The sequence below is a fragment of the Arcticibacter sp. genome, from assembly GCF_045629565.1.
GTDB lineage: Bacteria > Bacteroidota > Bacteroidia > Sphingobacteriales > Sphingobacteriaceae > Arcticibacter.
The window spans coordinates 1-9,423 of sequence record NZ_JAZQRL010000072.1 but is presented as its reverse complement, the minus strand read 5'-3'; the positions used below and the strand labels follow the sequence as shown (position 1 = coordinate 9,423).

At 41.9% G+C, this 9,423-nt stretch carries 7 protein-coding genes and 1 pseudogene; 1 reads left to right on the top strand and 7 read right to left on the bottom strand.

Annotated elements, in window-relative coordinates; genetic code table 11:
* Positions 1-232 precede the first annotated feature (232 nt).
* On the top strand, positions 233-1,042 hold the full coding sequence (locus ACKI5J_RS09400) for a class I SAM-dependent methyltransferase (protein ID WP_407428827.1): 810 nt from the start codon (positions 233-235) through the stop codon (positions 1,040-1,042).
* On the opposite strand, the gene ACKI5J_RS09395 is transcribed toward ACKI5J_RS09400, so the two are convergent.
* The 7 genes and pseudogenes from ACKI5J_RS09395 to ACKI5J_RS09365 all read right to left on the bottom strand — a co-directional run.
* Positions 1,023-2,123 (bottom strand): glycosyltransferase family 4 protein, encoded by a 1,101-nt coding sequence (locus ACKI5J_RS09395; protein WP_407428825.1) that lies wholly within the window; start codon positions 2,121-2,123, stop codon positions 1,023-1,025. The two genes, ACKI5J_RS09400 and ACKI5J_RS09395, sit on opposite strands and share 20 nt — an antisense overlap.
* Complete coding sequence (locus ACKI5J_RS09390) at positions 2,123-5,467, bottom strand: glycosyltransferase (protein ID WP_407428822.1); 3,345 nt, start codon at positions 5,465-5,467, stop codon at positions 2,123-2,125. Before ACKI5J_RS09390 ends, ACKI5J_RS09395 begins: the two co-directional genes overlap by 1 nt.
* Before the next feature lie 188 nt (positions 5,468-5,655).
* Positions 5,656-6,633 carry a glycosyltransferase family 2 protein gene (locus ACKI5J_RS09385; protein WP_407428820.1) on the bottom strand — a complete coding sequence of 326 codons (978 nt, stop codon included), beginning with the start codon at positions 6,631-6,633 and terminating at the stop codon, positions 5,656-5,658.
* 6 nt (positions 6,634-6,639) lie between these two features.
* Complete coding sequence (locus ACKI5J_RS09380) at positions 6,640-7,557, bottom strand: glycosyltransferase family 2 protein (RefSeq protein WP_407428818.1); 918 nt, start codon at positions 7,555-7,557, stop codon at positions 6,640-6,642.
* 6 nt (positions 7,558-7,563) lie between these two features.
* The gene (locus ACKI5J_RS09375) at positions 7,564-8,391 is read right to left on the bottom strand and encodes a glycosyltransferase family 2 protein (RefSeq protein ID WP_407428816.1); all 828 of its coding nucleotides are present in this window, start codon (positions 8,389-8,391) and stop codon (positions 7,564-7,566) included.
* Positions 8,392-8,403: 12 nt separating this feature from the next.
* Complete coding sequence (locus ACKI5J_RS09370; protein ID WP_407428814.1) at positions 8,404-9,189, bottom strand: glycosyltransferase family 2 protein; 786 nt, start codon at positions 9,187-9,189, stop codon at positions 8,404-8,406.
* A 9-nt stretch (positions 9,190-9,198) separates the two neighbouring features.
* Positions 9,199-9,423: pseudogene (locus ACKI5J_RS09365) on the bottom strand (ABC transporter ATP-binding protein); the annotation flags it as partial.

The following is a 9,423-nucleotide window of genomic DNA, read 5'->3' as shown; positions in this document are numbered from 1 at the left end:
CTTCAATAACATTGAGGTTGGCGATATCGTAGAAGCATACGAGCAGGTAGAAGTAAAAAGAAAGTTGTAATCTTAAGGCCGCTTAGGCAGGCCTTTCAAGTGATATAATCCTTACCTGATTTATTCAGGTAAGGATTTTTTTTTGACCCGGATTTCTGAGTGCTGAGATGAGCCTGCGTCTATTGTCCTGAACTTCGTATCTTGTCCCTGGATAAAAGAATGCATTCCATTTATGATCAGCAAAATTACCGGAGGTCCTACGCGACTACTATTTACGGAGAAGGTATTAAACAACCATGAGGTTAAATACTACGAGTGTGTGGAAACTGGCTTCATTCAAACTGAAGATCCTTACTGGCTTCAGGAGGCTTATTCATCTGCGATTACAAAGCTTGATACCGGGTTGATCTTTCGAAATGAACTGCTTAGAGACAAGCTTGTAAAGATCATCCCAGATTATTTTGACGCGGACAGGCATTTTCTGGATTATGCGGGTGGATATGGTATGTTTACGAGAATGATGCGGGACAAGGGCTTCGACTTTTATCATCATGACATCTATTGCGAGAACTTGTTTGCCGAGTACTTTAGCCTCGCAGATGCGCCAAAACAGGTGAACTTTGAGCTGGTTACTGCCTTTGAAGTTTTTGAACACCTGGTTGACCCTATGGAGGAAATCAAACGAATACTGGAGTTTGGGGACAACCTGATATTTACCACGGAGTTGGTTCCGGGTCGAATTGAAAAAGCATCTGACTGGTGGTATTTTACGCCGGAAACGGGGCAGCACATCGCATTTTACACGAAAGCAAGTTTAGAATACATCGCCAGTAAGCTTAACTGTTATTATGGGACAGACGGTATTCAGACCCACATTCTTACCAGAGACAAGAAATTGACTGAGGTATTCGAAGTGAAGCAGGAACCATATTTAATCAGGACGATGCGAAGGAAGTTAGCGCGCTTTGAGCGGGGGATGTATCCGGAGCGCAGGTCATTGCTTCACCAGGACTGGCAAACGATCAAAGACCGGCTGAAATAGCATCATATACGGCAAGTGTTTCTTGAATACATCTTTGAATTGGATAATTCAATAGCCGTGCCCGGCCCTGGATAACCAATTCATCTCTTTTATTTTCATCACATTGGATGATTTGCATCTGATCTGCCAGGGATTTGCCCGATGTGGCGTCGAAGTACAATGCAGCATTATTGCCTGCAATTTCAGGAAAGCAGCTGCTGTTACTTAGAATTACAGGACAGTTGTTCTTGAAGGCTTCTAATATGGGCAAGCCGAAGCCCTCATATAGGGAAGGGAATACGAAGCATTGTGCGTTCTTGTAAAGTGTATTGAGTTCCAAATCGGTTGCGGTGACTTGAATGGTTTTGTCCAGAATTTGCTTGTCGGCTAGATCGGCTGCCTCTGCCCCGGTCAAAGGTCCGCCTCCTGCGAGGACCAGAAATAACTTTGGATTGTCCTTGGATATTAAGCTAAACGCCTCCGCCATCACCTTAAAATTCTTGTACCCTACACGTTCTCCAACAAGTAGGATATATTGCTCCGGGAGGTCTGAGATGTGGCTGTATTCAGGTGGACTCAGCGCTATGCCATGATGAATTACAGTAATTTTCTCATCTGGAATGTCAAAGAACTGCTGCAGGTCATTCTTAGTGCATTGGGATATGGCAATGATGTGGTCTGCCTGGGAGATACATTTCTTTTTGTAGCCGGCGTATACATCATCTTTGTGAAAGTTCTCTGGAAAGAGTTCATGGATCATGTCATGGACGGTGAGTACAAAAGGCTTCGTATTGTATTTAAGGAAATAAGGGTCGTAGTAGGTCGGATGGAAGATGTCGTACCCGTTCAGCTGAATCGATAGTTTCGAGTAGCGGTTGTTCCACTTGTAAATTTTCCGGTCTGTCTTGAAGAGGCGGTTTCCAACATCAGCCGGTAAAAGACCAGCGCTGTTGAGATAATGGTTTCTGCTAAAAAGGATACCATTGTGTTGTTCATGGCTTACAGACTCATTAATTCCCTGCTGTAAGTTTGCGAAGTAGCGGGAAATACCACCATAGCGTTGCATGGAAAAAATCTGATGATCATATTGAATCCTTACCATTATCTTAAATTATTGAATAATGTTTGAAGCTCTCCGGTGACGGGGAGGTATACGTTGTTGACGTCATTACTCTTCAAAAAAAGCCTGGCTTCTTCTGTTCTGGTAATGGTAGAATCTGATGTTTTTGCCAGTTCAATGGAGCGCCGGTCAAAGTTTTGAAGATCACTTATATCAAAGATCCTTTTTATATGTCTTTTCCTAACAATGCGCTTTAAAAGCCGGTTATCCGGCGTTCCCAGGAACCAGACAAACTCAACCATATCTAGCTGTGTTTTCCAGACATCTTCTGGAGACGCTGTTGTGTCAATAAATTTCACCCCTTCAGCAGATAGCGTTTCCAATTCAGTCTTCTCACAATAGTATTCCGCATTGAGGAACAAGATCTCGAAACTCAGGTTCAGCAAATTTCTAATGAGTACAGAAGTTCTTGTCTGATCGTTTGTTTGACGCTCGCCTCTAACACGGTTACCGATCATTAAAATGCTATGCTTCGATATCGGTTTTGCAGGAAGAATATGACTGTTCTGGCCAGATAAATATTCCCCTATTGCCGCAAGGTAGCCGCTTTTATGCTTCAGATATCTAAGATGATCCCTGGTGCTTAGCAATTCTTTGAACCACTTTTCTTTATGCCTGGTCGCATTTACGTCCTGTGTTAAGTCTGAGTATCCCCCCGGACTAAACTTCGCGATAATTAGGTTCACATGTTCCTTTTTGAAGGAAGTATCTGTCCAGCACCTTAAGTTTAAGTGGTAGTCTGCGAAAACATTGTATGAGGTATCAAACGTGTATTTCTCGAATACAGCTTTAGGATAAATGATAGCCTGGTGGCAAATGTGCTGTTTCGTCAGTTGATAAGCATCAAATGGCCTTGAAATGGTACCAGTTTCCGTCAAAACACCTCCATAGTAGATGGTTTTCTCATCCTGAAGGTAGGGGACAATTTTCTGGAAGCCCTCCAGTAAGATATCATCCGAACCCATGAAATGTATGAACTTTCCTTTAGCAAGTTTGACTGCTTTGTTCATCGCATCATAAATGCTGCTGTCGGGCAAACTTACATATTGATCTACCGTGTCACTATTCTGTTTCAGAATATCCAGCGTTCTGTCCGTGCTTTGTCCATCCCACACAATGAACTCCATCTCTGGTGTTTTGTATTTTTGAATACTATCGATCAAAGCCTGTAACGTTGCTTCGCCATTTTTAACTACTGTAATGATTGTGACTTTATAGGACTGATCCAAACTACTTAATATGTTTTTAATGTTTTCTTTCTGATGATCAAAGAGGAGTGGGGCTAGTGCCTCAAGGGCGTTGTTATGGAGTTTTTCCCATAGTTGTTGATTTGTATACAGCTCAAGTATGCCTTGCTGAAACTCTTCCACGGTATTGGCTTCTATTACATTGATCCCATTGCGCAGATTCATGCCTTCCGTTCCAATTCCTGTACTTACTGCAGGAAGTGCATATTCTAACGCCTGGCCAATTTTCCCCTTCATTCCGGCTCCATACCGAAGCGGGGCCACAAAAACTCTCGAAGAATTAAAGTATGGACCAACGTCCTGCACATAGCCGGTGACAATTACGCGCTCATTTGCAAGGTTAAGAACTTCTGCAGGTGGATTACTTCCAACGAGATGTACCTGTACATCTGAAAGCGTTTTCCAGACCAGGGGCATGATCTCATTTATAAGGTAGATCACCGCATCAACATTCGGCTGGTGGTAAAAACCGCCAATAAACATGATCCCCTGCCGGCTTAGGAAATCTGTAGTGGTTCCTTTTTGAGCAACATGAATGTTTGGTACTACTTTGACATTTCCCGAACCGTTGGCCACCAAACCTGCCGCTTCTGCCTCCGTAATCGCAATTGTTACATCTGCTCTTTTCGATAATGAAATTTCCATTTCTTTATAAGCCGATGCCCGCTTTTGTAAGTTCGCTTTTTTAACTTCATCGTTTATAAGCAGCGCTTCCCGTTCCAGCCGAATGTAATGAAGATCAACAGTATCATAAATCCATTTCAGTGATTTGTTAAGTTCAAAAAGATAGTTATACTTCTCATTGAGGTCGGGCCGGCTCAGCCAGACAATGTTTACCCGCTGTAGACAACTACGTAATTCCTTGTTCCACACGCGGACCCCCATGTATTTATAGATGACTTCGATACCAAGATTTTTCAACATTGTAGAATAGGGTTCAGTTGCTTCCCCATTATCCGGTAAGAAGACGACGTGATAATCCAGACTTTTGAAAATTTTAAGCAGGTGTAAGATTCTGTTGGAGCCGGAGTCCTTATCATAGTAGGGAAGGGTCGCTTCGATTACAAGGATCGTCTTGCCTGACCTACAGTTGGTTACCAATGTTTCTGGCGACATTAATAGATGTATCCCGGGAGCGGCTTTAGCTGGTTGATCGAAAACCACTGCTACAGCGATTGCTACATAGATGATCTTGTTTTGAGCAGACCTTGCATTTTCCGTTCTAAAGAGTGATAATGTGCAGAAGTCGGTTTCTCTGTTAAAGTTGTATAGGTGCTTGTCAGGGTTCTTAAATTGGCCATATCGTTGCGTAGTTCCGTTCTCTAGCAGTATTCCTCCCGCTTCCATTAATAAGCCGGAGGGATGTATGAGCTTGGACCCAACTACATCAATTGACGGATCGTTAATCATCGTATTTAGCAGCGCTTCGAGCCATCCTTTTTGAATGAGCGTCCCACTCGTTAAAAAGACGGAATAGGTGCCGTTTGCCTTTTCAATTCCGCTCAGGTAAGCCGTACGTTCATCAAAATATTCTTGAAGCTTAACGTACGTGATTCCAGGTATATTCGTGATGTCATCTGCTGGAACGTCAGTATCACTGCTGTCCACCACTATAATTTCTGTTGAAACATCATCAGGTAGATTCTGGCAAAGTGCTCTTAAAGTATCAAAGAGAAATGAATGGTCACCAGCTACCTGGATGATTATGCTTACGATAGGTTTCGTTGAGGCGTTGAATTGGAAGTTTATTTGATTTGCGGTGTAAAATAAAGGGCTATATTCTGGTTTAAAAAAATGCCTGGTTCCAAGAAGTGACAGTAAGAGACCTTTCAGCTTAGCTTGCCAATGCTTTTCCTCCTTCAAAACAAACCAGTACGGAGTCAGTAGTTTTTTGTTTAGCCGGAAGTATTGAATACACAATATGAAGGCTCGCAGGATTAAGTACAGCCAGTTCTTAGGATGCAGAATATAGTATGAAGGCTGTCCAGATGAACTGTTCCTGTAATAGGAAGACGCCAATTTATAACAGACAATTTGATTCCATTCATCAATTTTCCTCGTTATTTTATTCTTGCTCATTGATTGTAAATTGATTTCTATACCTGTTCTGAGAAAGCCGTTTAGATTTTCATCAGTATTCTCTTCCTGTACATATATTCATTAACAGGAAAATTTCCCTTCCAGTATTCTTTTAATTAAAGTCATCTATTTCATTGACCTAAATTTTATGAAGCCCCGGCGGCAGAAAGGATATCAGAATACATGTATTAAGCCGGTTTTCCCTTCATAAACATCCTAATCTTCTCTGAGATCGGGTCTCCTTGAATTCCGAAGGGCAACAGGAAAAATAAGGTGTTTTTCGCTTTCTCAGCCCTGCGCTTTGAGAATGAAAAAACATAATTTATGGGCGTTATCAACAACAGTGCGAACCAGACATCTGGTCTGTTCCTGGTTTTAATTGTCGCCCGCATTGCTGAGTAGTATTTTCTGAGGATTTCATTGGCATCCATAAATCCCTTAAGTAATTTTTGATCTCTGAATTCCAGGCTGAGTTTATGGTCAGGGATAAAGTGTTTATATTGTAAAGATGCGTCGTAATACAATTTATACCCCTTCAATAATAAACGCATGCAATATTCAGTATCTTCAGCTGACAAGATATTTTTATCTTGATGTTCAGTTAAAAACGAAGGGTACATTCTATACATTTTTTGATAAACAGATTTTCTGGTACACAAACCGGCTCCCCAAAGGACATCTCTGGGCTTAAGAAACCCGGTCTTTTGTGCTTGAGGACCCACTGCGTAGGCAGAATGGTAGTCTTTAAACCAGTCGGGCAACAACATTCCAGCAGTAACAGCAGTGCCCCTGCCGCCGGCGGCGGCGATTTCAGGCCTTGAATCTAAAAGGGAATAAGCTGTTTTCAGGTAATCAGATGCCAGCCAATTATCATCGTCACATACGATAAGATATTCAAAGTCCGCCTTTTCAATGGCATGCTGCAATGCATGTAACTTACCTGGTTTGCTTTCTTCTATAACTTCAAATGGAACGTCGACCCGCTTATATTTATTCCACTCCGCTCCAGCAAGCGCAATGGAATTGTCTGAGGATCCATTGTCCGCTAGAATAACCTCCCATGCTATAGTCTCCGGCACGGATTGCCTCGCAATGTGTGCAATGGTTTCACTTAATCTTTCGGCACCATTGTATGTACAGATGATGATGGTTATGCCTTTTCTCATTGCATTCTAGTTTTTATTCTTAAATGCCTTCCAAATGGCAGAAGGAAGAAACCTCAGCTTATTTGCATTTGAGCTTAATGGATGATTAAACAAATGTCTTATTTGATGTCTGTTTACCGGATCGATTGTGTTTCTTACCGCCCAGTATTCTTTATATTGTTTTTTGAAGGCTTTAGCGTAAATGGAATCATCAATCAATTGGGTTTTATACATCCAATCAATAATATTGAACTCCTCAATGAAATTTAAGCCCGTTGCGTAAGCTTTTCCACTTACGTCACGGTCATGTTTTCTAAAGTAGTTTAGTACTTTTCCGCTGATATGCGTCTTGCCTTGCATTGCAATCTGAATCCAGAAAAGCCGGTCACCAGAAAATTTATATGTAGTAAAGTCCCTGGATACATTTTTGAACTTATCCCTTCTGAATATTGCCATACTGGCATTATAGATTGAAACCTTTACCGCCAGGTAGTCTCTAATGAAGGGGCCGCTGTCTACGATTTCAGATAAAAATTTATGACTTGACTGCCATTTGATCTTGTTGTCTCCATTGATGTAGTACATCTGGCAATAGCTTAATACACAATCATCATCTTTCCGTATTCCCTCCACAAGGTCCTGTAGAAGCGATGGCTCACACCAGTCATCACTTTCGGCTATCCAAACATACCTTCCCGTGGCAAGGTTAATGCCTTTTTCCCATTGCAAAAAGGGACTTCCGCTGTTGCTTGTGTTGAAAATAACATGGGAGATTTTTGGATGATCAGCATATTCAGCAATAACTTCTTTGCTGTTGTCTGTAGAACAGTCATCTAAGATAATTACCTCGAAATCCTGGAAAGTTTGTGCCAATACCGTGTCGAGCCTTTGCTTCAGATACGGCGCATGATTGTAGTTGGGGATAATTATAGAAACCTCTACCATGTAGCTTTATTTTGGTTTATAGGCAATGATGTGTTGTGACAATCCAGCTGTACAAGTCTTAACATTATTCTGAATGGCGTTGGTAAGTAGCTCTTCGTTGTGAGCCAGTTTAGCTCTGGATACTTCTTTGTGATAGATATGAAACGCAATTGCACCAAATTTCAATATTCTTTTTTTAACACCTGAATTCATTAATCTAACTGCAAGTTCACTATCTTCCCGGCCCCATCCAACGATAGATTCATTGAACCCATTCACGTTAATTAAGTCTGCTTTCCAGAAGGCCATGTTACAACCTCTTACGTAAGCAGGGTCTTTACTTTTGTAGCGTGCCGCCAGAAAATGTCTTAACACCGGTATTCTAAAACCATTAAAGAAATTGATAATCCCTTTTGATAGCATAGAAACACGGGTGGCTTTGTTATCAAGGACTTTCCTTGAAAGCGCTGAAGACATCTGTACCCTTGTTCCTGATACGAACGCACTTTGCCGGCTAAATGCTACATGGTCCTGAATAAAATGATAATCCAGTATTAGGTCTCCGTCAATTTGGACGATATATTCCTTGGAGGCGCGTGCGATGGCTTTGTTTCTGATCTTCGCTAGCTGGAAACCGTCATCTGCCTGCCAGACATGTATTAACGGCACCGGAAAATTCAGTTGATGTTCTTGTACCAGCTTGCGGGTTTCCTCTGTTGATCCATCATCTGCTATGATTACCTCATTTGGCAAAACACATTGTTTGCTGATGCTGATCAGGCAAAGATTTAATGCCTCTGGCCAGTTATAAGTAGAAACAATTAAAGAAACACCTGGATCTATTTTACCGGTCATGCATTAAGATTATTAAGATTGCGCAATACCATTTGTGCATGCCTTAAGCGATTTTTGACGTGTATTGTCAACTGCACTGACATGGAAGGCCTTCTGGGAATAGGAACGTTCCGTATGGTATAAATGATATTGCACACATTTGAATTTCACGGATTTCTTCCAAATTCCGTTATTAATAAACCGGGCTGCAAGCTCTTCATCTTCATGACCCCAGCCTGTAAGATCGTTGTCATATCCATTTACAAGGATAAAGTCGGATCTCCAGAAAGCAAGATTGCTGCCACGAACCCGGTCTGAGCTACTGGCTTTCATTTCGATCAAAAATGCGAGTTTCGGGATTCGAAGTGCGTTGAAGCGATGCATCAGCCCCGGAGAAAAATAGTTCAAGTTGATCAATCCTTGCTTAAGAACCCGACCAACCCGGTCTTTACGGATATGCGCCCGTGTTCCCCTGACGAAAAAGCCTTTCTCAGCAACACTGAGGTGGTCGGTGATGAAATGTTTATCGAGTATTACATCGCCGTCAATCTGCACGATGTAGTCTCCTGAAGCTTTCAGCACTCCTTTATTTAGGATAAGTGATTTTCTGAAACCGTTGTCCTCGTGCCAAACATGGATTAAAGGAACAGGAAAGGTTTTCTTATAACTATCAATAAGAGATTTTGTCACAGGCGTGGATCCGTCGTCTGCAATGATGACCTCACAAGGGAAAACGGTTTGATGTTTGATGCTTAACAGGCATACATTCAAGGCTTCGGGCCAGTTGTAGGTTGCAACAATAAGCGAAATAGTGGGCATAGTTCAGTTTTAATCTGCAAATGTCTGCATATCTATCAAACGCTTGTAAAGACCATTTCGGCTCATTAACTCCAAATGATTTCCTCTTTCTATAATTTCACCTTTATCAATCACAACAATTGTATCCGCATGCTGTATGGTACTCAGGCGGTGCGCAATGACGATAGAGGTCCTGTTCTTCATCAGGTTGTTGAGTGCTTCCTGAACAAGTTTTTCAGACTCCGTGTCCAGTGC